The sequence below is a fragment of the Mesorhizobium neociceri genome, from assembly GCF_013520985.1.
Classification (GTDB): domain Bacteria; phylum Pseudomonadota; class Alphaproteobacteria; order Rhizobiales; family Rhizobiaceae; genus Mesorhizobium; species Mesorhizobium neociceri.
Window position 1 is genome coordinate 814,244 of the sequence record NZ_JACDTY010000001.1, and the last position, 25,730, is coordinate 839,973.

The 25,730-nt window shown below is 62.7% G+C and carries 21 protein-coding genes and 2 tRNA genes; 16 read left to right on the forward strand and 7 right to left on the reverse strand.

The window, feature by feature from the left end; translation table 11 throughout:
• Positions 1-128 precede the first annotated feature (128 nt).
• A complete protein-coding gene (locus tag H0241_RS03800) occupies positions 129-1,019 on the forward strand; it encodes an adenylate/guanylate cyclase domain-containing protein (protein ID WP_181056061.1) in 891 nt (296 codons plus the stop codon).
• 220 nt (positions 1,020-1,239) lie between these two features.
• On the opposite strand, the gene H0241_RS03805 is transcribed toward H0241_RS03800, so the two are convergent.
• Positions 1,240-1,314: transfer RNA gene (locus H0241_RS03805), tRNA-Asn, on the reverse strand.
• A gap of 232 nt (positions 1,315-1,546) precedes the next feature.
• On the opposite strand from H0241_RS03805, the gene H0241_RS03810 reads away from it, so the two are divergent.
• Positions 1,547-1,807 (forward strand): PGPGW domain-containing protein, encoded by a 261-nt coding sequence (locus H0241_RS03810; protein WP_181056168.1) that lies wholly within the window; start codon positions 1,547-1,549, stop codon positions 1,805-1,807.
• 21 nt (positions 1,808-1,828) lie between these two features.
• On the opposite strand, the gene H0241_RS03815 is transcribed toward H0241_RS03810, so the two are convergent.
• Positions 1,829-1,990 (reverse strand): hypothetical protein, encoded by a 162-nt coding sequence (locus H0241_RS03815; protein WP_181056062.1) that lies wholly within the window; start codon positions 1,988-1,990, stop codon positions 1,829-1,831.
• Positions 1,991-2,250: 260 nt separating this feature from the next.
• On the opposite strand from H0241_RS03815, the gene H0241_RS03820 reads away from it, so the two are divergent.
• The 4 genes from H0241_RS03820 to H0241_RS03835 all read left to right on the forward strand — a co-directional run bounded on the left by H0241_RS03820 (position 2,251) and on the right by H0241_RS03835 (position 5,872).
• Positions 2,251-2,324 (forward strand) — tRNA-Cys (locus H0241_RS03820).
• Between the two features lie 109 nt (positions 2,325-2,433).
• Positions 2,434-3,108, forward strand: a complete 675-nt coding sequence (locus H0241_RS03825; RefSeq protein ID WP_181056063.1) for a protein-L-isoaspartate O-methyltransferase family protein — start codon at positions 2,434-2,436, stop codon at positions 3,106-3,108.
• Between the two features lie 187 nt (positions 3,109-3,295).
• Entirely contained in the window at positions 3,296-4,678 is a 1,383-nt protein-coding gene (locus tag H0241_RS03830) for a TolC family outer membrane protein (protein ID WP_181056064.1), read from the forward strand.
• A 270-nt stretch (positions 4,679-4,948) separates the two neighbouring features.
• On the forward strand, positions 4,949-5,872 hold the full coding sequence (locus tag H0241_RS03835; RefSeq protein ID WP_181056065.1) for a PopZ family protein: 924 nt from the start codon (positions 4,949-4,951) through the stop codon (positions 5,870-5,872).
• Positions 5,873-5,929: 57 nt separating this feature from the next.
• Here H0241_RS03835 and H0241_RS03840 read toward each other — a convergent pair whose 3' ends face one another.
• On the reverse strand, positions 5,930-6,571 hold the full coding sequence (locus H0241_RS03840) for a bleomycin resistance protein (protein ID WP_181056066.1): 642 nt from the start codon (positions 6,569-6,571) through the stop codon (positions 5,930-5,932).
• Between the two features lie 258 nt (positions 6,572-6,829).
• On the opposite strand from H0241_RS03840, the gene H0241_RS03845 reads away from it, so the two are divergent.
• From H0241_RS03845 to H0241_RS03860, 4 genes are all read left to right on the forward strand, one after another.
• Complete coding sequence (locus tag H0241_RS03845; RefSeq protein WP_181056067.1) at positions 6,830-9,613, forward strand: valine--tRNA ligase; 2,784 nt, start codon at positions 6,830-6,832, stop codon at positions 9,611-9,613.
• A gap of 359 nt (positions 9,614-9,972) precedes the next feature.
• Positions 9,973-11,238, forward strand: a complete 1,266-nt coding sequence (locus tag H0241_RS03850) for an OmpP1/FadL family transporter (protein WP_181056068.1) — start codon at positions 9,973-9,975, stop codon at positions 11,236-11,238.
• A 291-nt stretch (positions 11,239-11,529) separates the two neighbouring features.
• Positions 11,530-13,254 carry a dihydroxy-acid dehydratase gene (gene ilvD / locus H0241_RS03855; protein ID WP_181056069.1) on the forward strand — a complete coding sequence of 575 codons (1,725 nt, stop codon included), beginning with the start codon at positions 11,530-11,532 and terminating at the stop codon, positions 13,252-13,254.
• Entirely contained in the window at positions 13,241-14,065 is an 825-nt protein-coding gene (locus H0241_RS03860) for a tetratricopeptide repeat protein (protein WP_112564806.1), read from the forward strand. Before ilvD ends, H0241_RS03860 begins: the two co-directional genes overlap by 14 nt.
• Before the next feature lie 206 nt (positions 14,066-14,271).
• Here the strand turns inward: H0241_RS03860 and H0241_RS03865 are convergent, their stop codons facing one another.
• From H0241_RS03865 to erpA, 4 genes are all read right to left on the reverse strand, one after another.
• Positions 14,272-14,526, reverse strand: a complete 255-nt coding sequence (locus H0241_RS03865) for a hypothetical protein (protein WP_235983916.1) — start codon at positions 14,524-14,526, stop codon at positions 14,272-14,274.
• Between the two features lie 116 nt (positions 14,527-14,642).
• Complete coding sequence (xth, locus tag H0241_RS03870) at positions 14,643-15,437, reverse strand: exodeoxyribonuclease III (protein WP_181056071.1); 795 nt, start codon at positions 15,435-15,437, stop codon at positions 14,643-14,645.
• Positions 15,438-15,444: 7 nt separating this feature from the next.
• Entirely contained in the window at positions 15,445-15,837 is a 393-nt protein-coding gene (locus H0241_RS03875; protein ID WP_181056072.1) for a VOC family protein, read from the reverse strand.
• Between the two features lie 3 nt (positions 15,838-15,840).
• A complete protein-coding gene (gene erpA, locus H0241_RS03880; protein WP_181056073.1) occupies positions 15,841-16,188 on the reverse strand; it encodes an iron-sulfur cluster insertion protein ErpA in 348 nt (115 codons plus the stop codon).
• 76 nt (positions 16,189-16,264) lie between these two features.
• Here erpA and H0241_RS03885 point away from each other — a divergent pair, with 76 nt between their 5' ends.
• From H0241_RS03885 to scpB, 6 genes are all read left to right on the forward strand, one after another.
• A complete protein-coding gene (locus H0241_RS03885; protein WP_181056074.1) occupies positions 16,265-17,479 on the forward strand; it encodes a deoxyguanosinetriphosphate triphosphohydrolase in 1,215 nt (404 codons plus the stop codon).
• A 62-nt stretch (positions 17,480-17,541) separates the two neighbouring features.
• The gene (gene argS, locus H0241_RS03890) at positions 17,542-19,305 is read left to right on the forward strand and encodes an arginine--tRNA ligase (RefSeq protein ID WP_181056075.1); all 1,764 of its coding nucleotides are present in this window, start codon (positions 17,542-17,544) and stop codon (positions 19,303-19,305) included.
• 103 nt (positions 19,306-19,408) lie between these two features.
• A complete protein-coding gene (locus tag H0241_RS03895; protein ID WP_181056076.1) occupies positions 19,409-22,747 on the forward strand; it encodes an SPOR domain-containing protein in 3,339 nt (1,112 codons plus the stop codon).
• Positions 22,748-22,882: 135 nt separating this feature from the next.
• On the forward strand, positions 22,883-23,902 hold the full coding sequence (nagZ, locus tag H0241_RS03900) for a beta-N-acetylhexosaminidase (protein ID WP_181056077.1): 1,020 nt from the start codon (positions 22,883-22,885) through the stop codon (positions 23,900-23,902).
• A 175-nt stretch (positions 23,903-24,077) separates the two neighbouring features.
• Positions 24,078-24,878, forward strand: coding sequence for a segregation and condensation protein A (locus tag H0241_RS03905; RefSeq protein WP_181056169.1), 801 nt, complete (start codon positions 24,078-24,080; stop codon positions 24,876-24,878).
• A complete protein-coding gene (gene scpB, locus H0241_RS03910) occupies positions 24,875-25,660 on the forward strand; it encodes an SMC-Scp complex subunit ScpB (RefSeq protein ID WP_181056078.1) in 786 nt (261 codons plus the stop codon). The genes H0241_RS03905 and scpB overlap by 4 nt, the downstream gene beginning before the upstream one ends.
• Positions 25,661-25,730 lie beyond the last annotated feature (70 nt).

A 25,730-nucleotide genomic window follows, 5' to 3' on the forward strand; every position in this document is an offset into this window, starting at 1 on the left:
CATGCAGGCGATGTAGAGCGGGACCATCGGAGGGGAAATCTGATACAACGCAAGCATCAAGGACTCAGGGACGGGTGACAAGCTCGGTTGTAGGCTAAGCCGGTGCCGCCGGAGTGCGCTTTAGGACGATGAATCAGGAAAGAATTCTAGCCGCAGTCCTTTTAGCCGATGTGGTGGGCAGCACGCCGCTCTATGAGCGCATCGGCGACGATGCCGCTCTGCAGCAGATCTCAGATTGCCTAGACGCGATACGCGGGATTGCCGTCCGGCACGGCGGCGATTTCATTCACTCGAAGGGCGATGACGTGCTTAGCCTGTTCGAGAGGCCAGAGGCGGCCCTGAGGGCCGTCCTTCAAATTAGCAGCCAGCTCACGAAAGGGTCGCTGACCACCCGAATCGGATTGCACTTCGGGGCGGTTATTCGCACGCGGGGCGAAGTATTCGGCGACGTTGTCAATGTCACCGCAAGGTTGTCCACCACGGCCAACCCGGGGGAGGTGCTGATCAGCCAGAGCTTCTTCGAAGCCCTTTCCTCAGAGGGCCGCAGTGCCTTGCGGCTCCTCGACAAAATGCCCTTCAAGGGCAAGGAAGAGCCCTTCGACGTCTATACCTTGGGTAGCGACGATGGGGGCCTCACTACGCAGATCGCCAGCCAGGGCACCATTATCGATAGGCGGTTCGCCCCGGCTAGGCACATCAATCTGGTCATCCGCTATGGAGATCAGTTGCGATCTTGCCGCAACAACGAATTCGTGACCATCGGCCGATCTCCTGAATGCAATATCGTCGTCCCGCGGCCCTGGGTCTCACGGCACCACGCGACCTTCACCATTTCGAACGGCAGGGCGGGGCTTGCTGAGCGAAGCTCGTCGGGCACATTTGTGTCGACTGGACCTGACCAAGAAGTGTTCGTGCGCCGTGAAGCCATTCTCCTGTTCGGCTCCGGCGTCATCTCGCCTGGACGGAGATCGTCCCTCAGCGACGCTCAGATTCTTAGCTACGAGATTATCTCAGGCTGACCCGGCGAGGCGGCCAGTAGGTCAGTCGAACATGGCAAAGGCACGCCAATTTCCTTTCGGTTGGACTCCCTCCAGCCGGATCAGACCGTCGAAAACGTGGTCAATGGTCATTCTCTCCTCCGGGTGTAGATCGGCACCCAGCGAAGTCGAGTTGTGTAGATATGCTGTAGATCAGCCGATCTCCGGCTGTTCCTGAGAACTCTAAAAACCTTGGAAATGTTGGCTCCCCGGGCCGGATTCGAACCAGCGACCAACCGGTTAACAGCCGGTTGCTCTACCACTGAGCTACCGGGGAACAGAGGCTCTCATGTGAGTGGCGCAGCCTATAGCAAACCCGTTTCGGCTTTGCAAAGAAGCATTTCGCATTTTTTTTGCGCTTTTTCATGCGATGGTTTCTGGCAATCGCCTGATCACACCACATATGAGCGGTCTTGGGCGCCGTCCGGCCTTGGTCGGCGGAACCGAAAAGGCGATTGCAGCCTTTACGGCATATGGCTTTACTGATGGCAACCGGATCGACTTTCGACATGACTGCAGCAGGCGAAAACCAGGCACCGGCGCGGAAAATTTCGGTGTTCGGCCGCGAGTTCACCATGCCGCGCTCGCGCGGCCTCAGGATCGCCATCGGCATCGTGCTGGTGTTTTTCGGCATTCTCGGCTTCCTGCCGATTCTCGGCTTCTGGATGATTCCGCTCGGCCTTTTGGTGCTTTCCTACGAATTTGCCGCGGTGCGCCGCCAGCGGCGGCGGTTCGTCGTCTGGTGGGAACGACGCCGCCGGCCGAGTTGAAAGCGATGGCCCGGTCGTGGCTCAGCGGTCGCTGCGCTTTTCCAGCCCCTCGCAGATTTCCTTGAGAACGGCGGCCGCTGAAGCCAGCCGCGCGCGATCATGCGGCGAAAGCCGGTTTGCACCCTCGATGCCGAGGCGGTCGATCGCGTAGCGCACAAGTTCTTCGCAGCGCAGCAGCGACAATCTGCCCTCGCTGTTTTTCCAGTCTGTTGCGGCCCTGGGCATGGGCTACCTCCATCTCCCGCAACGTAAACCCGCGGGTTCGAGTTTCACCAATCGCCAGGCCATGCTTAATGACTGCCTAATATACCGCTGCGCCAAGCGGTTAAACCGCTCGGGAACCACGTTGCGGAGGCTGACGAGGAAAGCGCGCCGGAATGCTGCGCGGACGCTTGACGACCTTTCGCTGCCACCATATTGAGTTCGCTCGCCGGGAGCGACGAGGCCTCGTGGCGGAGTGGTTACGCAGAGGACTGCAAATCCTTGCACCCCGGTTCGATTCCGGGCGAGGCCTCCAGTTGCTTCAGCTCCCGCGTGGCGGGGGCTTGAGTTCCGGTCGAATGCGCCGCAGTGTTGGCGCGACAAGCGCATTTCAGCGCATTGGCTTTTGACGGATTGGTTGGGACATGAGCGCTGATTTCTCCGAACTTCGCGTCAAGATGGTCGACGGCCAGGTCCGCACCACCGACGTGACAGACGCAGCATTGCTCGATGCAATGCTCGCGGTGCCGCGCGAGGCCTTTGTCGGGGCTGGCCAGCAGGCTCTTGCCTATATTGACGAGGATATCCGCATCTCCGATGGCGCCAACGGCAGCGGTGCACGCTACCTCATGGAGCCGTCGCCGCTGGCCAAGCTTTTGCAACTGGCCGAGATCGGCCCCGGCGATTCGGTGCTCGATGTCGGTTGCGGCACCGGCTATTGCGCGGCGCTGCTGTCCAGACTGGCAAAATCCGTCATTGCGCTGGAAAGCGATGCCGGACTGGCGGAAACGGCCAAGGCCGCACTATCGGCGCAGGGCTGCGACAATGTCGCCGTGGTCACCGGGCCGTTGCCGCAAGGTCATGCCGCCAAGGCGCCCTACAATGTGATTGTGATCGGCGGCAGCGTCGAGGAAGTGCCGGCGGCGCTGCTCGGCCAACTCGCCGAAGGCGGCCGTCTGGTCGCCGTCGAAGGGCAGGGCAATGCGGGCGTGGCCCGCTTGTTTATTAGGGCAGGGGGGGTTGTAACCGGAAGACGGGCATTTAATGCGGCAATTAAGCCACTACCGGGATTTGAACGTATTCACGCGTTCGAATTCTAAGTGATTTTGCCTTGCAGCAAAGGCGCTGTCATGTTGGCTTGCGATTGGACAATCGTTGCTGATTTGGTTAACCGGTGTTTTCGGGAGGCCGTCAGCGGGGGAACGATAAATCGACGCGGCGCTGGCTGATCCCTCGGGATGGGCTGGCGTGGCGTGGTTCCCGTGCAAAACGAATGAGGGATTTAAAGTGCCGTCCTTAGCCAAGAGCTTGTTTGCTACCGTCCTTATTTCCGCGACCGCGCTTTCGCCGATAGCCGCCTCGGCGGAAACCATTCTCGGCGCGCTTTCCAAGGCCTACCAGAACAATTCGTCGCTGAATTCCGCCCGTGCGGGCGTGCGCGTTACCGATGAGGGCGTCGCTATCGCCAAGTCGGGCTGGCGCCCGACCATCAACGGTTCGGCTGACATTGACTATACGTCCAGACACATTGTCGGTGCCAACAGGAGCCTGGCCCTGACCACCGGCAGTTTCGGTATCCAGATCAACCAGACTCTTTTCGACGGGTTTCAGACCAAAAACAATGTCGCGGCGGCCGAAGCGCAGGTCAGGGCCTCGGTTGAGAGTTTGCGCAACACCGAAGAGAACACCCTGTTCAACGCGGCAAGCGCCTACATGGATGTGATCCATGATCGCCAGGTGGCGGTTCTGACGGAACAGAATTTGCAATTCCTGACCGAGCAGGCGCGCGCGGCGCGTTCGCGTTTCGAGGTCGGCGAAGGCACACGCACCGACGTGGCACAGGCCGACGCCTCGCGCTCGGCCGCGGTGGCGCAGTTGAGCGCTGCCCGCGCGCAGGCGCTCGCCAGTGCGGCGACCTATCGCCAGATCGTCGGCGACGAGCCGGGCAAGCTCAAGGCGGCCTCGCCGCTGGCGAAGCTGTTGCCGAGGAGCCTCGATGCGGCGATCGGCATCGCGGCGACCGAACACCCGGCCATTCTCGCCACCGAGCATCTTGTCGATGCGGCGGGTTTTGCGGTGAAGTCGCAGGAAGGAGCATTGTTGCCGCAGCTCACCGCCAGCGCCGGCGTTTCCCGCGCCTACAGCAACACGGTTCCCAGCGCCACCAGCGATGCCACGTCAAATGCCGCCAGCATCGGCGCGTCGCTAACGATTCCGATCTACTCGGGCGGCCGCACCTCGGCCCTGGTCCGCCAGTCGAAGGAATCGCTTAGCCAGGCTCGCATCGAGGTCGATGTCAGCCGCGATCAGGTCCGCCAGGCGGTGACGTCGGCATGGACGCAATATACCTCTGCGCAGGAAAGCGTTGACGCCAACCGGCAGGTGATCGCCGCCGCGCAACTGGCGCTCAACGGCGTCATCGAAGAGCGCAATGTCGGCCAGCGCACCACGCTCGACGTGTTGAACGCCCAGAACGCCGTCATCTCGGCCAAGATCGACCTCGCCAGCTCCGAGCGCGATGTGGTGGTGGCGAGCTATGCCATCCTTTCGGCCATGGGCCGCCTGTCGGTCGAGCGGCTTGCTCTGCAGGTGACGAAGTACAAGCCTGAAGAGCACTACAGAGCCGTCAAGGACAAATGGATCGGCCTGCGCACGCCGGACGGCCGCTGATCGCATCCAGACGGTTCAAATCCCGCCGGGATTGAAGCATTGGAGCGCCGCGCATCTTAGGGATGCGCGGCGCTATCCTTTTGTAGCGACATGATCTTTTCCGAAGGAAGGTCTTCGGCTCCGAGCCATGTCTAAATTGTTGAAATCCCGCATCTCCCGAGATTGGGGATTCTCGGATGGCGATCCGTCGGCTACGCTGTCGCCATGATTCGTGCCCGGCTTTACCGGACAGGAATCTGCAAACGGGTCACAAGGGCGGCGGATGTGACGATGGCGACGGCAAGCAGCGCACAGCGCGAACCATCCATGGAAGAAATACTGGCTTCCATCAGGAGGATCATCGAAGACAGCGACACCGGCCGCAAGCAGCCGGGTGACGCCGATGAGTTGCGCCAGGATCTTGCGCCGGCCGCCGGACCGGCCTCGGATGTCGAGGCCTTCCGCAGCGAGCTGCACAGCGCGGCCGAAAGCAAGAAGCCGGTGACGCTGGCCGATGTGCAGGCCCAACTGGCCGAGCCTGTCGTGACGCGGCTGGAGACACGCTCCGAACCGGCGCCAGTGAAGCCGAGCACTCCGGCACCGGCAAATCCGGCCCTTACAACCGCTGCGCCTCCCGCGCATGCGCCGATGACCCTGGCGGAAGTCAGCGCCAGAATCGCTGGCGAGTCTGCTCCGGCGGCCAAGGCGGAAGCGCCGGCCCGGGCAAAGGCGGAAACCAGCGATTCGATCGTCACCGATTGGCGGCGCGAAATTGCCGCCGTGGGCAGTCAGACAAAGCCAGCCGATGTGGCCAAGCCGCAGGAAGTCAGGCCGCAAGAGATCAGGCCGCAGGAGACTAAGCAGCAAGAGACGGGGAGGCAGCAGGCTGTATCCGTGGAGATCGAGGCTTTCGAGGACGATCTGGCGGCCGAGCCGACTTTCGAGCATGGCCCTTCGCGCAGCGAGCAGGCGCGCCAGGCCGATGCAATGCCGGTCCGTCCGGCGATCGTTTCGGAACATACGGGACGGCAAGTCGCCGCCGCCTTCGGCGAGCTCTCCGACGCCTTTGCCAGCCGCAGCAAGAAGACCTTCGACGAGATGGCCGAGGAGATGCTGCGGCCGATGCTGCAGGACTGGCTGGACAACAATCTGCCGACGCTGGTCGAGCGCCTGGTGCGCGAGGAAATCGAGCGCGTCGCGCGCGGCGCGCAGTAGCGATCACAACCTCACCGATCAAAGCGCCGCCGTTGGGCGGCGCTTTTTCGTTGCGGATTAGCCTGCGGCCGATGTCGCGAAGGCGATCAGATTGCCGTCGGGATCGCTGACGATGAAAGTGCGGGCACCCCATGGCTCGGTCCGCAGCGTCTGATGAAAGCTGGCGCCGGCCGCCTGGTATTCAAGAAACAACGGCTTGATAGCCTCGACCACTATCGTAGCCGACAGCAGGTCGTCCCTGGCGCGGAGGCTCGTGTCGACAAGGAGCAGGTCGACATGGCGCAAATTGAGCCGCGCACCGTCACGGAATATTTGCGCGTAGAAGGGCGGCTCGCCATAGGTGAAGCGCGTCGTGAAGCCGAGTTTTTGTTCGTAGAACGAGCAGGTGGCAGCGATGTCGGAAACGAAAAGCTGGGGTTCCGCCATGGCGAGAAATGGTTTTTGGGCATCGGATGTTGTGCTGTCGGTCATGGTCTGAAGGCCTTTCTTCAGCCCCTGCCAACTCTCGAAACCTGCCTTCCTGGCCACCAGTTCCAGGGCGTCAGCGAGCTTGAAGCTGTGGTCCAGGATCTGGCTGTCGGAGAGATGACGGAAACGCGGCAAGAGCGACCCGATCGCATCGGCAACGGGATAATACCGCTCGCGATGCCATTTCAGGTAGAGCTTGGCCTGTTTTCTGTGGTGTTCGAGCGTTGGCATGGGCGCATTGTGGGTTGAGGTGGCGTAGGCGGGCAATGCCCCTCCGGCCAAAAGCCGATGCGCCCTACAGCAGCGTAGGCACGGTATGGCGGTTTGCGGCTTGCGGTCAAGACCAAGGCCGCGCCCGGGCCTGTTGCCTCGATCTATATCGCCCTATCTAATGGCTGGTGCCGTTGACCGCCCTTGCGGTTGACTTGGCCAAGACCTTCCGATTTACACCGAACCAGCAAAAATCCCGACAGCGCGGACCATTTTCCCATGCTTGAAAAGACCTACGACGCCAAAACCGTCGAGCCCAAGATCGCCAAAGTCTGGGAAGAGGCGGACGCATTTCGCGCTGGCGCCGGCGCCGAGGAGGGGGCGGAGGCCTTCACCATCGTCATCCCGCCGCCCAACGTCACCGGCTCGCTGCATATGGGCCACGCGCTCAACAACACGCTGCAGGACATACTCGTGCGCTTCGAGCGCATGCGCGGCAAGAACGTGCTGTGGCAGCCCGGCATGGACCATGCCGGCATCGCCACGCAGATGGTGGTCGAACGGCAGCTGATGGAAAAGCAGATCCATCGCCGCGATCTCACCCGCGAACAGTTCATCGAGAAGGTGTGGGAGTGGAAGGCCGAGTCCGGCGGCGCCATCTTCAACCAGCTGAAGCGGCTTGGCGCCTCGGCCGACTGGTCGCGCGAACGCTTCACCATGGATGAAGGCCTGTCCAAGGCCGTGCTCGAAGTCTTCGTCACCCTCTACAAGCAAGGGCTGATCTACAAGGACAACCGCCTTGTGAACTGGGACCCCAAGCTGTTGACCGCGATCTCCGACCTTGAGGTCGAGCCGCAGGAGGTCAACGGCAATCTCTGGCACTTCCGCTATCCGATCGAGGGTGAGATTTTCGATCCGGAAAATCCTGGGACATTCATCACCGTGGCGACGACACGGCCCGAGACAATGCTGGGCGATACGGCAGTCGCCGTGCACCCGGACGACGAGCGCTACCGGCATCTGGTCGGCAAGAATGTCGTGTTGCCGATCGTCGGCCGAAAGATCCCTGTTGTGGCGGACGAGTATTCCGATCCGGAAAAAGGCTCCGGCGCGGTCAAGATCACACCGGCGCACGACTTCAACGATTTCGAGGTCGGCAAGCGCCACAAGCTGCCGGCGATCAACATCCTGACCATCGAGGCCGCGATCAAGCTCAGGGACAATGAGGACTTCCTCGCCGGGCTCGACGTGACGCCGGAACGTCAGGCTGTCTGGGACGAGCTCGACGGTCTCGACCGTTTCGTCGCGCGCAAGAAGATCGTCGAGCTGATGGAGGCCGGCGGCTTTCTCGACAAGATCGAGCCGCATCGCCACGCCGTGCCGCATGGCGACCGCGGCGGCGTGCCGATCGAGCCGTTCCTCACCGAGCAGTGGTATGCCAATGCCGCGGAACTGGCCAAGCCGGCGATCGCCTCGGTGCGCGAGGGCCGTACCAACTTCGTGCCGAAGAATTGGGAAAAGACCTATTTCGACTGGATGGAGAACATCCAGCCCTGGTGCATTTCACGCCAGCTGTGGTGGGGCCACCAGATCCCGGCCTGGTACGGGCCGGATGGGCGTGTCTTCGTCGAGAAGACCGAGGAAGAGGCGCTGGCCGCGGCAATTGAGTATTATCTGGCGCTGGAAGGGCCGTGGAAGGCCTGGGTCGAGGACAAGCTGGAGAATTTCAAGCCCGGCGAAATCCTTGCCCGCGACGAGGATGTGCTCGACACCTGGTTCTCGTCGGCGCTGTGGCCGTTCTCGACGCTGGGCTGGCCGGATCACACGCCGGAGTTGAAAACCTACTACCAGACCGACGTGCTGGTGACCGGTTTCGACATCATCTTCTTCTGGGTCGCCCGGATGATGATGATGGGGCTGCATTTCATGCACGAGGAGCCGTTCCACACGGTCTATGTGCATGCCCTGGTGCGCGACAAGAACGGGCAGAAGATGTCGAAGTCGAAAGGCAACGTCATCGACCCGCTCGAACTCATCGACGAGTTTGGCGCCGACGCACTGCGCTTCACGTTGACGGTGATGGCGGCGCAGGGGCGCGATGTGAAGCTCGATCCGGCGCGCATCGCCGGTTACCGCAATTTCGGCACCAAGCTGTGGAACGCGACGCGCTTTGCCGAGATGAACGAGGTCGCGCGCAATGACGATTTCTGGCTGAACGACGCCAAGCTGCCGGTCAACCGCTGGATCCTGACCGAGCTGACCAGGGCGTCGCACGCGATCACCGAGGGCATCACCTCATACCGCTTCAACGAAGCGGCGGGCGCTGCCTACCGCTTCGTCTGGAACCTGTTCTGCGACTGGTATCTGGAACTTCTGAAGCCGGTGTTCATGGGCACCGACGAGGCGGCCAAGGCGGAAAGCCGCGCCTGCGTCGCCTTCGTGCTCGACGAGATCTACAAGCTGCTTCACCCGATGATGCCGTTCATGACCGAGGAATTGTGGGCGCAGACGGCAGGCGAGGGTATGACGCGCGACTCGTTGCTCTGTCACGCCGCCTGGCCGTCACCGAACTTCGAGGATGTAGACGCCGCCGCCGACATCAACTGGCTGGTCGATCTGGTCTCCGGCATCCGCTCCGTGCGCTCGGAGATGAACGTGCCGCCGGCGGCGATCGCGCCGCTGGTGGTGGTCGGCGCCAGCGCCGAGACCCACCAGAGGCTCGAACGTCATGCTTCCGCCATCAAGCGGCTGGCCCGGGTCGGCGACATCTCGCTGCAGGACGCCGCACCCAAGGGCTCGGCCCAGATCGTGCTCAACGAGGCGACGATCTGCCTGCCGCTCGGCAGCCTGATCGATATCTCCGCCGAGGCGGCGCGGCTGCAGAAGGAGCTGGCCAAGGTGACCGAGGAAATCGCGCGGCTGCATAAGAAGCTGTCGAACGAACGATTCGTCGCCAGCGCGCCGGAAGAGATCGTCGCAGCCGAGCGCGAAAAACTCGACGAATACCGCGATCAGCAGGAGAAGCTTTCGGTGGCGTTGACAAGGGTCCGCGACGCCGGTTGAGCGCGGATTCGCGAGGCGCCGACAAGCGCGTCGCGACGGCTCTTTTGCCCGAAAAATAGGCATTCCGTTGCGTTAATGTTGACGTAAACGGAAAGTTTCAGCCCCATTGTTGCCATAATGTAACAATCGGGCGGAATGCCGGCAAAATAGCCGGATTTCGTGCCGTTTTAAGCGTTTTTTTCTGATTTTTTTCCTAGTGTGCCTCCCAAGTGGTCATTTTCGGACCTGCTGGCCAGGGCCGCCACTGTGTTCGAAATGCGGTCCGCAAGAGTGTACGTGTACGCTATCTGAATTCATTGTTGCACCGTTAACCTGAATTGGTTCTAGCTTGACGCACTAGTATTTCGGGGAGGACATCCATGAGCAATTTGCGTTTGAAAACACTGCTGGGGGCGGGGTGTTTTTCGCTGGGCTTGATCGGTTCCGTGCATGCCGGCGGCCTGGAACGCGGCGGTTATGACATCGATCTGCTGTTCGATCCTGCGCAGGTCACGGGCGAGGTTACCGGCACCTATGTGATGCCGCAGCGCGACCTGAAGAACGTCAAGGACATTAATCCGGACCTGTTTACGGGTGGCGGTGATCTTAACGCTCCGGGGTTCTCCAGCAGTGCCCGCGATACCGAAAGCTATTGGGTGCCGAGCGTCGGTATTAAAGCTGGTATGGGGCCCGTCGATTGTCTTATCGACTACGGCCAGCCGATCGGTGCGTACAGCAATCCCGGCGCCAATTGGGCCGGTGCGAACGGCAATATCGTAACCAAGGTCAAGAGCGAAGCCGTGGGCGGGACCTGCTCGTACAAGATGGACCTCGGTAAAGGACAGTTTCGTTTCATCGGCGGCGTGTTCCACGAGGACGTCTCGGGCTTCAAGGAACAGTTCGTGTCGCCTCTCCCAGTGTTGCTTGGTATTGGTACCGGCATAGGCCGTCTCGATCTCGAAGGTGATGGTTGGGGATGGCGCGCTGGTGTCGCCTATGAAATCCCTGATATCGCGCTGCGCGCCAGCCTAGTCTACAATTCGGCGGTGAAGCTCGACAACCTCTCTGGAACGCTCGATCTGACCGAGGTTCCTCTTCCGGGTAACCCGCTTTTGGGCGTGGTTACCGATGTCAGCGGTTCCGCGCAAGTGCCGGACTCGCTCGAACTGAAGCTGCAGTCAGGCGTTGCTCCCGGCTGGCTGGCATTCGGATCGATCAAGTGGGTGAATTGGAGCGTATTGCAGAGCATTCCTTTCTGCCCGACGGGTTCCCCTTCTTGCTCGACCACCAGCCCTTACCGGGCTACTTCACTTGATCTGCTCTATCGGGACGGCTGGACGGTCTCTGGCGGTATCGGCCACAAGTTCAATGATCAGTGGAGCGGTGCTGCCGCTCTGACCTGGGATCGCGGAACCTCCACCGGTCTGAGCGCCCAGACGGATACCTGGACGGTTAGCGGTGGCGTGGCCTACACGCCGACCCAGAACATCGAGGTTCGTCTTGGCGGCGCATTGGGTGTACTCACCAGCGGATCGATCCATCCAGTCGTAGGCGACGATGGCGTTACCTACGGGACGGACTATACCGCCGACTTCGGCAACGACCTTGTCTCGGCTATCTCCACCTCGTTGAAGGTCAAATGGTAAACCTTTCAAATTGAAGAGAAAAAGGCCGGGCACCGCCCGGCCTTTTTCGTATGCGGGCACGGTTTCGAGCCGTGCCGGCGAGGGCCGGCGTTGCAGATACGACGCACATGCGTCGCCTCTCGCGATTGTGGCGTTTTGGCAACAGTTTCTGAACAACCCCCGCGCTACAGTCCCGCTCGACCAAATTGCCCATTTCCCGCCATAAACCCGGCGCACCTCAAATTTGTCTCGGGACACGCGCCAAAAGGCTCGGCGATGAGGCAGGCCGCACCGCCCGCGGCAAGGAAGAGTATGGACGCCAGAGTCATTTCCAAGGCTAAGCTGCCGAGCCGCCATGTGACCGTCGGTCCGGCGCGTGCGCCGCATCGTTCGTATCTCTATGCCATGGGCCTGTCGGCAGCCGAGATCGCGCAGCCGCTGGTTGGCGTCGCCTCCTGCTGGAACGAAGCGGCACCTTGCAACATCTCGCTGATGCGCCAGGCGCAAGTGGTCAAGAAGGGCGTCGCGGCCGCCCACGGCACGCCGCGCGAATTCTGCACCATCACCGTCACCGACGGCATCGCCATGGGCCACCAGGGCATGAAGTCTTCGCTGGTGTCGCGCGATGTCATCGCCGATTCGGTCGAACTCACCATGCGCGGCCATTGCTACGATGCGCTGGTCGGCCTTGCCGGCTGCGACAAGTCGCTGCCCGGCATGATGATGGCCATGGTGCGGCTCAACGTGCCGTCGATCTTCATCTATGGTGGCTCGATCCTGCCCGGCAGCTATCGCGGCCGTCAGATCACCGTGCAGGATGTGTTCGAGGCGGTCGGCCAGCATTCGGTCGGCACGATCAGCGACGCCGAACTGCTCGAGATCGAGCAGGTCGCCTGTCCGTCGGCCGGTTCCTGCGGCGCCCAGTTCACCGCCAACACCATGGCCACCGTCGCCGAGGCGATCGGCCTGGCGCTGCCCTATTCCTGCGGTGCGCCGGCGCCTTATGAAATGCGCGACCGCTTCAACTTCGCCTCGGGCGAAAAGATCATGGAGCTGATCGCCAAGAACATCCGGCCGCGCGACATCGTCACGCTGAAGGCGCTGGAAAATGCAGCGACCGTGGTGTCGGCCACCGGCGGCTCGACCAATGCGGCTTTGCACCTGCCGGCGATCGCGCATGAGGCAGGTATCAAGTTCGACCTGTTCGACGTCGCCGCGATTTTCGAGAAGACGCCCTACATCGCCGACCTCAAGCCGGGCGGCAAATATGTCGCCAAGGACATGTTCGAGGCCGGCGGCATTCCGCTGTTGATGAAGACGCTGCTCGACCACGGCTATTTGCATGGCGACTGCCTGACCGTGACTGGCCGTACTTTGGCCGAAAACATGGAGCACGTTGTCTGGAATGATAGCCAGGATGTGGTCCGTCCCGCCAACCGACCAATCACCCAAACCGGCGGTGTCGTGGGCTTGAAGGGCAACCTTGCCCCCGAAGGCGCGATCGTGAAGGTCGCGGGCATGACGGAGCTGAAATTCTCAGGCCCGGCACGCTGTTTCGATTCGGAAGAGGAATGTTTCGAGGCGGTCACGCACCGCAACTACCGGGAAGGCGAGGTTCTCGTCATCCGCTATGAGGGACCGCGCGGCGGCCCGGGCATGCGCGAGATGCTGTCGACGACGGCGGCGCTCTACGGCCAGGGCATGGGCGGCAAGGTGGCCCTCATCACCGACGGCCGTTTTTCGGGCGCGACGCGCGGTTTCTGCATCGGCCATGTCGGCCCCGAAGCTGCTGTTGGCGGACCGATCGGGCTCTTGAAAGACGGCGATGTGATCTCGATCGATGCAACCAAAGGCACGATCGAGGTCGACCTGTCCGAGGCTGAACTGGCAACGAGGGCAAAGACTTGGAAGGCGCGCACGACCGACTATCAGTCGGGCGCGATCTGGAAATACGCACAGACGGTAGGGCCTGCCCGCGACGGCGCGGTCACCCATCCCGGCGGTGCCAAAGAAACACATTGCTATGCGGATATCTGAGTTGTTGAGGTCGTCTGTCCTTCCGGCACTGGTCGCTGTCGCGATCTTTGGCGCCGTGGGCCAGGCCATGGCCTTCGACGACAAGGTGTTCGACGACAAGACCGGCGTGAAGCCGCAATCGAGCCCGTGGGCCGTGTTCCAGTTCGGCTTCTCCGCCTATAAGAGCGGCCACAAGGAACAGGCGGTCGAGGCTTATAAATACGCCGCCGAGAATGGCCAGATCGGCGCCACCTGGAAGCTCGCACGTATGTATGCCGAAGGCGACGGCGTGACGCGCGACGACTATGCGGCCTTCAAATTCTTCTCCGAGATCGTCGACCAGGACGTCGAGCCGGGATCGCCGGAGGAAAGCTATGTCTCCGACGCGCTGGTGGCGCTGGGCGACTATCTCAGGACAGGCATTCCCGGCAGTCCGGTCGAGGAAAACGAGGTCGCCGCGCAGGAATATTACATGCGCGCGGCCGCCAATTACCGCAATCCGAACGCCCAGTTCGAGATGGGCCAGATGTTCCTGAAGGGCGAGGGCGGCGTCAAGGCCAGCGTCAAGCAGGCCGGCCGCTGGTTCCAGCTCGCCGCCGAAAAAGGCCATGCCGGCGCGCAGGCGACGCTTGGCAATCTCTTGTTTCAGAGCGGCAAGATCGTGCGCGGGCTGGCGATGATGACGGCTGCGCTCGAACGCGCCTCGCCAGCCGACCAGCCATGGATCCGCGGCATGCAGGAAGAGGCGTTCGCCGCCGCCGGCGAAGCCGACCGCCGCACCGCCATATCGCTGGCCGACGACATCCTGACCAAGGGCGGCGGCGACCAGTAAGGGTCGAACTGCCAATCCCCCTTCATGGGGAGATGTCCAGCAGGGCAGAGGGGGGCGCTGTCCCTCCGGCCTGCCATTCGATTGCAAGTCGCTTACGGATGTCGTCGTCGCTCGCAGGGCTTAATCGAAGATAGCGATCCTTCGCGCCCCCCTCTGGCCTGCCGGCCATCTCCCCCACGAGGGGGGAGATCAGCTCTCAAACAAAATCAGTTCTCGGTGGGTTCCGCTGGCACCGCGCTGTATGCCGGCATCGAGATCGGCGTTACGTGCAGGTGCGGCTTCATCGTGTTGTCGGGGCAGGTGTCGCCGATCTTCGTCCATGAGGTGTTGTTGAGCACCAGGTCGCAGCGGGCCATATGGCTCTGGTCGGAAACCGTCAGGCAAGCAACCTGGCCTACCTGGTAGGACTTGCCATTGGCCAGGCATTCCTGATCGGCAAGGGCCGCTGCAGGTGCAGCCATGGTAAATGCCAAGCCGATCGGACAAAGAAGGAATCGTATGGTCATGGAACCCCAGCCGCCATGCTGAGATCCGACTGAATGGCTTGATTGTGGCGATATCAGGGTTTCGGCTGATATCAGGCGGGCTGGAGTGCCAGATCGATCGCCACCGGCACATGGTCGGACGGTTTTTCCCAGGCGCGCACGTGCTTTTCGATCGAGGCCGAGGAGAAGCGGTTGGCGGCCTCGGGTGACAGCAGCAGATGGTCGATGCGGATGCCGTTGTTCTTCTGCCAGGCGCCGGCCTGGTAATCCCAGAAGGTGTAGACGTCGGCTGCGTCGGTGACGGCGCGCACCGCTTCGGTGAAGCCGAGGTTCTTCAGTCGGCGGAAGGCCTGCCGGGTCTGCGGCTGGAACAGCGCATCGCCAAGCCAGTTCTCGGGGAACCGCGCATCGATCGGTTCGGGGATGACATTGTAGTCGCCGGCCAGCACCAGCGCCTCTTCCAGAAGCAGACGCTGCTCGGCCCAGCGATGCAGCCGCTCCATCCAGGACAGCTTGTAGGGAAACTTCTTCTCGTCATCGATCGGATTGCCGTTCGGCAGATAGAGCGAGGCGACGCGCAGCGCGCCCTGGTCGGTCGAGAACACGCCTTCGATAAAACGCGCCTGCTCATCCGTGTCGTCGCCGGGCAGGCCCCTGATAACCTCGTCGAAGGGCAGCTTCGACAGCAGGGCGACGCCGTTGAAGCCTTTCTGGCCATGGGTTTCGACGTTGTAGCCGAGCGCCTCGATCTCGGCGCGCGGGAACTGCTCGTCGACCGTCTTGATCTCCTGCAGGCAGACGATGTCGGGCTGGCTTTCGGTCAGCCAATGGGTGAGGTTGCCGATGCGGGCGCGAACGCCGTTGATGTTCCAGGTGACGATTTTCATAGCAGCCTCAGGGATGTTCGGGCGGGAGACGTTCGACAAGCCCGATCGTATTGCCAGCCGGGTCCTTTAGAAAGGCCATCCACTCGCTTTCCCCCGCTGGACCGAACGTGCCTTCGCTATCGTTGTGGACGAGCGCAGGCGGTGCGGTGAAGGGAACGCCGGATGCTTTCGCCTCGGCGTGGAAGGCTTCGAGGCCTGTTATGTCGAGATAGACGGTGCCGGCCGGCACGCCGTCGGTGAACAGCAGCCTGATATCACCGGCCATGATGAAGGCCATGCCCGGCGGATCGTAGCGGGCGTGCACGCCCAAGCCGAGCACGTCACGCCAGAACGCCAGCGTAACGTCGAGATCGCGCCCGGCCGACAGCGCGACCTGACGGACCGCGCCGATGGCAGACATCTGCTAGATGGAGAAACTGGTGCCGCAGCCGCAGGAGGCTACTGCATTCGGGTTGCGGATCTGGAACGACTGACCCATCAGATCGTCGACGAAGTCGATGACCGAGCCGCCCATATAGACCAGCGATAAATCGTCGATCAGCACGGTGGCGCCGTCCTTTTCGACGGCAACGTCGTCGTCATTGCGCGTGTCGACCAGGTCGAATTTGTAGGAAAAGCCGGAGCAGCCGCCGCCTTCGACGGAAACGCGCAGCGCCGTCTTGCCGGCTTCGCCAGAGACGATTTTCGCGATCCGCCTGGCGGCGGAGTCGGTCATCTCGACTTTCATGGCAGTCTTGGCATCAGCGCCCATGGGCGTCACCTTGCTTTCGGTTTCACATGATAGGTATGAAGCGGGAAGGGGCAAGTCAACTGCGGCGGCATCAGCCATGACAAATGAGCTTGGCGACATTGGGTTCGGCTATCGGCCGCGCGCGGCCTATGCCAGCGACCCGGCCAAGTCGCGCGGGCGGCTCTATGACGAGGTCGAGAGCCCGACCCGCACGCCGTTCCAGCGCGACCGCGACCGCATCATCCATTCCACGGCGTTTCGCCGGCTGAAACACAAGACGCAAGTGTTCGTCGCCCACGAGGGCGACCATTATCGCACAAGGCTGACGCACTCGATCGAGGTGGCGCAGATTGCGCGCGCTTTGGCGCGGGCGCTGCGCGGTGACGAGGATCTGGCCGAGGCGGTCGCCCTGGTGCACGATTTCGGCCACACGCCGTTCGGCCATACCGGCGAGGACGCCCTGAACGAGCGGATGTCCCAATGGGGTGGCTTCGACCACAATGCGCAGTCGCTGCGCGTGGTGACGCGGCTGGAACGGCGCTATGCCGAGTTCGATGGGCTGAATCTGACCTGGGAAACGCTGGAAGGTCTGGTCAAGCACAATGGCCCGCTGACCGATGCCAAGGGAAAAGGCCTCAAAGGCCCGGTTCCGCAAGCGATCCGCGACTATTCCGAACTGCACGACCTCGAACTCGACCGTTTCGCCGGCATAGAAGCGCAATGCGCGGCGATCGCCGACGACATCGCTTACAACACCCATGACATCGATGACGGCCTGCGCTCCGGCTTCCTGACGCTCGACATGCTGGAGACGGTTACGCTGCCGGGATCGATCCTGGCAGGCGTGCGCGCACGTTACCCGGGCCTTGACGATGTCCGCACCGGACATGAGCTGATGCGCCGGCAGATCACGATGATGGTCGAGGATGTCATTGTTTCGACCACCGCCAATCTGGCGCGTATAAAACCTGACAGCGCCGAAGCGGTGCGGGCGGCGGGCGAGACGATGGTGACGTTTTCGGCACAAATGTCGGCGACCGAGAAGGAATTGAAGACCTTTCTCTACAAGCACCTCTACCGCCATGACGAGGTGATGCGCGTGCGTGGCGATGCCGAGCAGATTGTGCGCGACCTGTTCGATGTCTATTTCGCCGATCCGCGCGCCATGCCGGATGGCTGGCGCGAAGGGCTCGACAGGGCCGAGGACCGCATCAAGGCGCGCAGCGTTGCCGATTTCCTGGCGGGGATGACGGACACCTACGCCTTGAAGGAACACCGCCGTCTGTTTGACCATACGCCCGATTTAAGCTAGGGCGGGCGCGATTTGCCGGCCAACGAGCCGGTCACCCTGCATAGTCCGCCAGAGTCAGACCCATGAACATCTTCGCCGATTTCAGCGCGCGAATCACAAAAGCCGTCGAAGCGCTTGATTTGAAAGACAGTAATGGCGTTGCGCCCGACCTGTCGCGCATCGCCGTCGAGCCGCCGCGCGACGCCAGCCATGGCGATCTCGCCACCAATGCGGCGATGGTGCTGGCCAAGCCCACGGGACAGAACCCGCGCGCCCTGGCCGAGCGGCTGGTGGAAGTGCTGCGCACGGACGCCGATGTCGCCGCAGCCGACGTAGCCGGCCCCGGCTTCGTCAATCTCAGGCTCAAGGACGCCTTCTGGCAGGCGCATCTGACGGCGCTGCTCGGGCAGGGCCGCAACTATGGCCGTTCGACAATCGGTGGTGGCCGCAAGACCAATGTCGAATATGTCTCGGCCAACCCGACCGGGCCGATGCATGTCGGCCATTGCCGGGGTGCGGTGGTCGGCGACACACTGGCCAATTTGATGGCCTTCGCCGGCTACGACGTGACCAAGGAATACATCATCAACGACGCCGGTTCGCAGATCGACGTGCTCGGACGTTCGGCCTTCCTGCGCTACCGCGAAGCGCTGGGCGACGACATTGGCGAGATACCTGCCGGTCTCTACCCCGGCGACTACCTGGTGCCGGTCGGCCAGGCGCTGGCCGCCGAGTTCGGTCGCAAGCTGCTGCAAATGCCCGACGACGAGGTGCTGGCCATCGTCAAGGACCGCACCATCGATGCGATGATGGCGATGATCCGCTCGGATCTGGCGCTGCTTAACGTGCATCACGACGTGTTCTTCTCCGAGCGCACGCTGCATGCCGACAATGCCAAAAAGATCCGCTTGGCGATCAACGATCTGACGCTGAAGGGCCATATCTACAAGGGCAAGCTGCCGCCGCCCAAGGGCGAGAAGCCGGACGATTGGGAAGACCGCGAGCAGACGCTTTTCCGCTCGACCGCGGTCGGCGACGACATGGACCGGGCGCTGATCAAGTCGGACGGCTCGTTCACCTATTTCGCCGCCGATGTCGCCTATCTCAAGGACAAGGTCGATCGCGGTTTCGTCGACCTGATCTATGTGCTGGGCGCCGACCATGGCGGCTACGTCAAGCGGCTGGAAGCACTGGCGCGGGCGATTGCCGGTGATGATCTGAAGCTCCAGCTTACCGTGCTGCTGTGCAATCTGGTGAAGCTGTTTCGCGACGGCGAACCGGTTCGGATGTCGAAGCGGTCGGGTGATTTCGTGACTCTACGCGAAGCGGTGGAGGAGGTGGGCCGCGATGCGATCCGCTTCATGATGCTCTACCGCAAGAGCGACGCGCCGCTCGACTTCGACTTTGCCAAGGTGACGGAGCAGTCGAAGGACAACCCGGTGTTCTACGTGCAGTACGCCTCGGCGCGCTGCCATTCGGTGTTCCGGCAGGCGAGCGAGCAGCTCGGCGAGGCCAATTTCGACCGCAACAGCCTGGCGGCAGCCTCGGCGTCGCTGACCGATGAGGGCGAGATCGGCCTGATCCGGAAGCTGGCTGAATATCCCCGGCTGATCGAATCCGCGGCCCTTGCGCTGGAGCCGCACAGACTGGCATTCTACCTCTACGATCTGGCCTCCAGCTTTCATGGACACTGGAATCGGGGCACCGAGAATCCCGACTTACGTTTTGTTAAGGTTAACGACCGACAATTGACGCATGCCAGACTAGGGCTGGTGCAGGCTGTTTCGGATGTTTTGACCTCCGGCCTGACGCTGATTGGGGCTGATGCGCCCACCGAAATGCGTTAGGTTTAACTAAAACACCTGTCACCATTTGCCCACATTGCGCTGGTAAGGGCCAACCCTACGCGACGTCCATGGCGTCCGAATGAGTGCGAGTTCGGGAACAATAATGGCAGACAGAACCCAGCTGAGAGTAGCCGACAACAACGACCTCGCCGAGGATGATCCGTTCGCGGAACTGACCAGGATCATGGGTTTCGATCCGCGCCAGCCGGTCAAGCCACAGGCGCCAGCCGTCGAGAAGGCTGCGGACGAGGGTGATTTCGACATCGACCTCGAGAAGGAGTTGATGGGCGAATTCGGCGACGACGTCGCGTCCACGGAGGTTAGCCAGCCTGCCGCAGAGATTCGCGAGCCGGCTTTCGAAGCTGCCGACGCTGCGATGGACGATGCGCTTGCCGCTTCTCTGGACCATGATTTCGTCTTCGAAGATGCCGCCGATCATCATTTTGGCACTCCCGCGCAGGCTGCGGCTTCTGCCGTCGAACCTTCGTTTGCCCAGCCCGCATTTGACGAACCGACATTCGATGACGATTTCGGCACTGCCGTCGCCAGTTCGCTGGAGAACGTGTCGCCGCTCGAAGACGACCTGCCGATGGACGACGAGCTTGCCGCTTCGCTCGAGCAGGGGTTGCTGCTCGATGACGATGCGACCGATGACGTCGCCCATGGCGTAGATGTCGCCGAGGTTGCTGCTGCGCCTGTTGACGATGTCGCGTTCGACGATGATTTCGACAATACCGTCTCGATGTCGCTGGAAGACGAGCTGACGCTGGACAGAGATGTGCCGGCGCAGGACCAGTATGCCGCTCCGGCAACCGAGGCGCCGGTTGTCGATGCCGGCGACCACGCTGTTGCCGACGAATACTTTGGCGGTCATTTCGACGACGCGATGGCCGATGTCGACATGGATTTTGCAGCCCAGGATTTCGAGCCTCAGGCTTTCGAAACTCAGCCTGTTGAAGCCGAGGATCCGGAAGAGCGCGATCTGGATGTCAGCGATCTGGAGGCCAGCGCGCCGGTTGAGGTCGATGCGCCGGAAGGCGATGAGCTGCTGGCCTGGACTGCGGAGGCTCCCACTGCGGGGGCTCCCCATGAGGCCGCGCACGAAGCATTCGACGATTTCGATCTGAGCATCGACGATGCAGTTGCCGACCACGAGCCGGTTGCCGAAATCGCAGCCGCGCCCGTGCAGCCAGCCCCGGTCGAACCCGCCTATGTGGCGCCTACCGTCGTGGCGACCCCGGCAGCGCCGGTTGCGGACGAACGGACACTGGAAGACGAACTCAACGCGCTGCTTGGCGCGATGACCACGCCACGCCCAGCTCCAGTCGCCCCGATTCCGGTCGTCAACGAGCCCACCAGGGCTGCCGCCATCGAGCCCACCAGGGCTTATGAGCCGGTTGCCCCGGTGCAGCGATCCGTTGCAACGCCGGTCGCTCCTGCCGACAATCTCGACTGGGATTTGGACGAACACGCGGCTGCGCAGGCTCCTCAAGCCGCCGCTGCCCAGAACGATGCCGATTTCGGCGATCTGCTTGCCGGTGAACTCGAGGGCCAGGAGCCAGAGATCGAGTTCGATGATCACGCCTTCGATGCGGCCTTGGCCAAGGGCATCGATCTCGGTGATGACGGCACGTCCGAACGCTCTGCTGACGATTGGCGCTCGACGCCGCCGGAGCCGGCGCGTTCGTGGAGCCGCGTGACCCCGACCCCCGCGCAGCCTTCCTTTGCAGCGCAGCCTTCTTTTACAGCACAGCCGCAAGCTTCTTTTGCAGAAAAGCCTTCGATGCCGCCGGCGGCAGCGCCAACCTATCGCGACCAGCCGGTCGCAGCCGCTGCTCCGACGTACCAAGCGCCGCCTCAGGCCTATGACGAGATGCCGGATGTCGAGACAGTCGACGTGCCGGAGCGCGTGGTGGCGATTGCTGACGACCTCGATATTCCCGAGCTCAGCTTCCAGGAAGACGAGCCGGCGGCCTATGACGATATCGACGCCGAATTCGCCGGTCTGCTCACCGACATGAACGCGCTGGAAGTGGCGCCGCCGCCTGCGGCCACGCGCAGCGCCGCTTATGACGACGACTCCTACAGCTCCGGCTTCAGTTTTGGCCACGAGCTCGACCAGCGTGCCTATGCAGCGCGGCCGGCAGAAGCGCCTGTGGCCGCAGCGCAACCGTCCTATGCCGGTGCCGCCGGTGGCTTCGACATGAACGATTTGCCGGGCAGCCGGCCGGTTTCGCAGGCTGACGATTTCGCTGTCGACGAACTCGACTACGATCCGGATCTCGACGAGGCGATGGCGGTGCCGGGCCTGGCCGAACAGGAAACCGCACGGCCGCGCAGGAGCGGCCTGCTGATCGCGGGGGTCGTTGCTGCGGTGGCGATTGCCGGCGGTCTTGGCGCTTTTGCCCTGTCCTTTGGCGGCAAGGGCGGCAGCGACGCTCCGGTGATCGTCAAGGCCGACAACACCCCGATCAAGGTCAAGCCGGAAAATCCGGGCGGCGCCGTGGTGCCGAACCAGGACAACAAGGTCTATGACGCGGTGGCCAAGGGCACCAAGCCGGCCGAGCCGGTGCAGGAAAAGCTGGTCACAAACACCGAAGAGCCGGTTGATGTGAAGGCGAAGGAGCCGGAAAGCCGCGTCGTCGACCTGTCGCCGGACGATACCGATGCTGCCCCGGGCACCGACGCTGCCGGTAATCCCGATGCCGCCGGCAATCCCGACGCGGCTGTCGCGCCGGCGCCAAAATCCGAGGACCGCATCGCGCAGGTTCTGCAGGAAGCGGACAAGAATCCCGATACGGTCGCCGTCGCCCCGCGCAAGGTACGGACCATGGTGGTCAAGCCCGACGGCTCGCTGGTTGCACGCGAGGATCCGACGCCGGCCGCACCGCAGGTTGCGGCTGCCGAGCCGCTTGACCCGGCGCCGCAGCACGTCGCCCCCTCAGCCGATGCCGAGCAGACCGGCACCGTGGCGCCGGCCGCCGATCAGGCCAACAGCGATCAGGCAAGTGCCGAACCCGCCAAGCCGGTCAAGCCGGTGAAGCCGGCGGCCGCGCCGAAGGCTGAGGCGCAGTCCGCCAATACGCCGGAGACGGTTGCCGTGGCGCCGCAGCGCCCGTCCGACCAGCCGGTCGACGTGGTCGGTGAGGTCAAGCCCGACCAGGTTGCCTCCATTCCGGCGACGGCTTCGACATCTGGCGGTTCGTGGTCGATGCAGATTGCTTCGCAGCCGACGGTCGAAAGCGCCCAGGCTAACTATGCAGACCTGCAGCGCCGCTATGGCAGCGTGCTTGCTGGCCGCACCGCCAACATCGTCAAGGCGGAGATCGCCGGCAAGGGCACTTTCTACCGCGTCCGCGTCCCGGCGCAGTCGCGCAACGATGCAATCAATCTGTGCACCAGCTACAAGGCTGCTGGTGGCAACTGCTTCGTGTCGCGCTAAAAAGCTGACCCAATCATCAAAGCCGGCGCGTTCCCAAGGGGTCGCGCCGGCTTTTTCATGTGGATGGGCGAGGGGTTCAGGCGCTTGGCGTCCGGGGTGATTCCCTTTGACGGCGCGAAGCCCTAAACTCTTGGGATGACCGAATCAAAATCCATGATCCTCGGCTGTGCCGGGAAATCGCTCACCCGCGACGAAATCCGTTTCTATCGCAATGAATGCCCGTGGGGCTTCATCCTGTTTGCGCGAAACATCGGTGAGACCGAGCAGATCCGCGATCTGGTCGCCGAGATGCGCGATTGCATCGGGCGCCCAGATGCGCTGGTGTTCATCGACCAGGAGGGCGGAAGGGTCCAGCGCCTGCGGCCGCCGCTGGCACCGAACTATCCGGCCGGCGGCGCGCTCGGCGCATTGTGGCGCAAGGACCACGATGCCGGCACCCGCGCCGCCTGGCTGATGGCGCGGCTGCACGCCTTCGACCTTTTGCGCTACGGCATATCGGCCGATTGCCTGCCGGTGCTAGATGTGCCGATCGAGGGCGCCAGCGACGTCATCGGCGCGCGCGCCTATGGCAAGGAGCCGCGCCCGGTCATCGAACTCGGCCGTGCGGCGGCGGAAGGGTTGATGTCGGGCGGCGTGCTGCCGGTGATGAAGCACATTCCAGGCCATGGCCGCGCCTTTGCCGACACGCATTTCGAACTGCCTGTGGTCGACGCCTCGCTGAGCGACCTGCAGCGGCATGATTTCGCCCCGTTCCGGGAGCTTAGCCATCTGCCGATGGCGATGACGGCGCATGTCGTCTACAGCGCCATCGATCCGAACAACCCGGCGACCACGTCGGGCAAGGTCATCGACGAGATCATCCGCCGCGAGATCGGCTTCGACGGGCTGTTGATGAGCGACGACACCTCGATGAAGGCACTTTCTGGGGATTTCCCGACAAAGGCGGCCTCGATCCTTGCGGCGGGCTGCGATCTGGTCCTTCACTGCAATGGCGTTTTCGAGGAGATGGCGGGCATCGCATCGCGAACCACAGGACTTGAAGGCTCGTCGCTGGAACGCGCCAAGCGGGCGCTGACCTATATACAGGACCACGACCGGGCCGACGAAACCGAAATACGCGCCGAGTTTGCCACCTATTTCGACGCGGTGGCCTAGAGCCGGATGATTTCAGGTCTGTTCGACCTGAAATCTGAATCCGGCTCTAAACTAGATAGAGAGAGCATGATGTCGTCCGAAAACCGCTTCACACTTTTCGGCATCATGCACTAGACAGGAGACAAAGGGGCAAGTGGCGGAAACATTGGACAGCAAGGCTGCGAAGGCCGCACCGATGGACCGTCTGTGGGCCGAGAACGACGATTCACGCGTCACGGGCGATCCGTCGCTGGTCGTTGATGTCGCCGGCTTCGAAGGCCCGCTCGATCTCCTCCTGCATCTCGCCCGCACCCAGAAAGTCGATCTGGCGCGCATTTCGATCCTGGCGCTGGTCGAGCAATATCTGACCTTTGTCGAGACGGCGAGGGCGCTGCGGCTTGAGCTTGCCGCCGACTATCTGGTGATGGCGGCGTGGCTGGCCTTCCTTAAATCGAAGCTTCTGATCCCCAAGCAGCCTGGCGATGAAGGCGAAAGCGGCGAGGAATTGGCGGCGGTGCTGCAGTTCCGGCTGAAGCGGCTGGAAGCCATGCGCGACGCCTCGGCGCGACTGGTCAATCGCAATCGGCTCGGCCGCGACGTGTTCGCGCGCGGCATGCCGGAAATGGTCATCGTCGAGAAGCGCAACGCCTATTCGGCCTCGCTCTACGACCTGCTTACCGCGTACGCCCAGCAGCGCCAGAAACATGCGATCACCAATGTGACGATCGCACGGCGCGGCGTGTGGTCGCTCAAGGACGCGCGCGACATCCTGGCCCGGCTGATCGGCTCGCTGCGCGACTGGACGGCGCTGGACGGCTTCCTGATCGATTATCTGACCAGCCCGGAAGAGCGGCGCACCGCGATTGCCAGCTCGTTTGCGGCGTCGCTTGAGATGGTGCGCGAAGGCAGCATCGAGATGCGGCAGGACCAGGTGTTCGCGCCGCTCTATCTGCGCGGCCGCGCGCAGCCAATCAAGGCAGTCGAGGTGGCATCATGAGCGAACGCGCCAACGCTTCGGTCATTCCGTTCAAGGTTGAAGAAGAGACCGAGGAGGGCATCATCGGCCAGGACCCGACCGAGACCCAGAATTCGTCCCAGAACTCGCCAATGAATCCTGGCGAGCGGCTGCATATGGCCGAAGCCATACGCATGGCCGAGGCGATCGTGTTCGCCAGCGCCGAGCCGGTGAGTGAAAAGCAGCTCGCAGCCAGGCTGCCCGACGGCATCAACATTGCCGCTGCCATGGCCGAGCTGCAGCAAATCTATGCCAGGCGCGGCGTCAATCTGGTCCGGGTCGGCGACGCCTGGGCGTTCCGCACCGCCGGCGATCTCGCCTTCCTGATGAGCCGCGATACGGTCCAGCAGCGCAAGCTTTCCCGCGCGGCGCTCGAAGTGCTGGCAATCATCGCCTACCACCAGCCGGTGACGCGCGCCGAGATCGAGGACATCAGAGGCGTCGAGACCTCGAAGGGCACGCTCGATACGCTGCTCGAGACGGAATGGGTGCGCATGCGCGGCCGCCGCCGCACGCCGGGCCGTCCGGTCACCTACGGCACGACGGACACTTTCCTCGACCATTTTGCGCTCGAGGAGATCCGCGATCTTCCCGGCATGGACGAACTGAAGGGCGCAGGGCTGCTCTCCGGCCGCATGCCGTCGAATTTCGCCATCCCGCTGCCGCCTGCCGATCCGGATGCGCTGACCGAGGACGAGGATGCTTTGACCGACATCGACCTCGAGGAACTCGGCCTGTTGACGCCGCGCGTCACGGAAGATTGACCGCAAGCCGCTGTCAAAAAGCTGCATTGCGGCAGTAGATGCGCCGATTGGTAGCGGGCCGCTTTGCCGA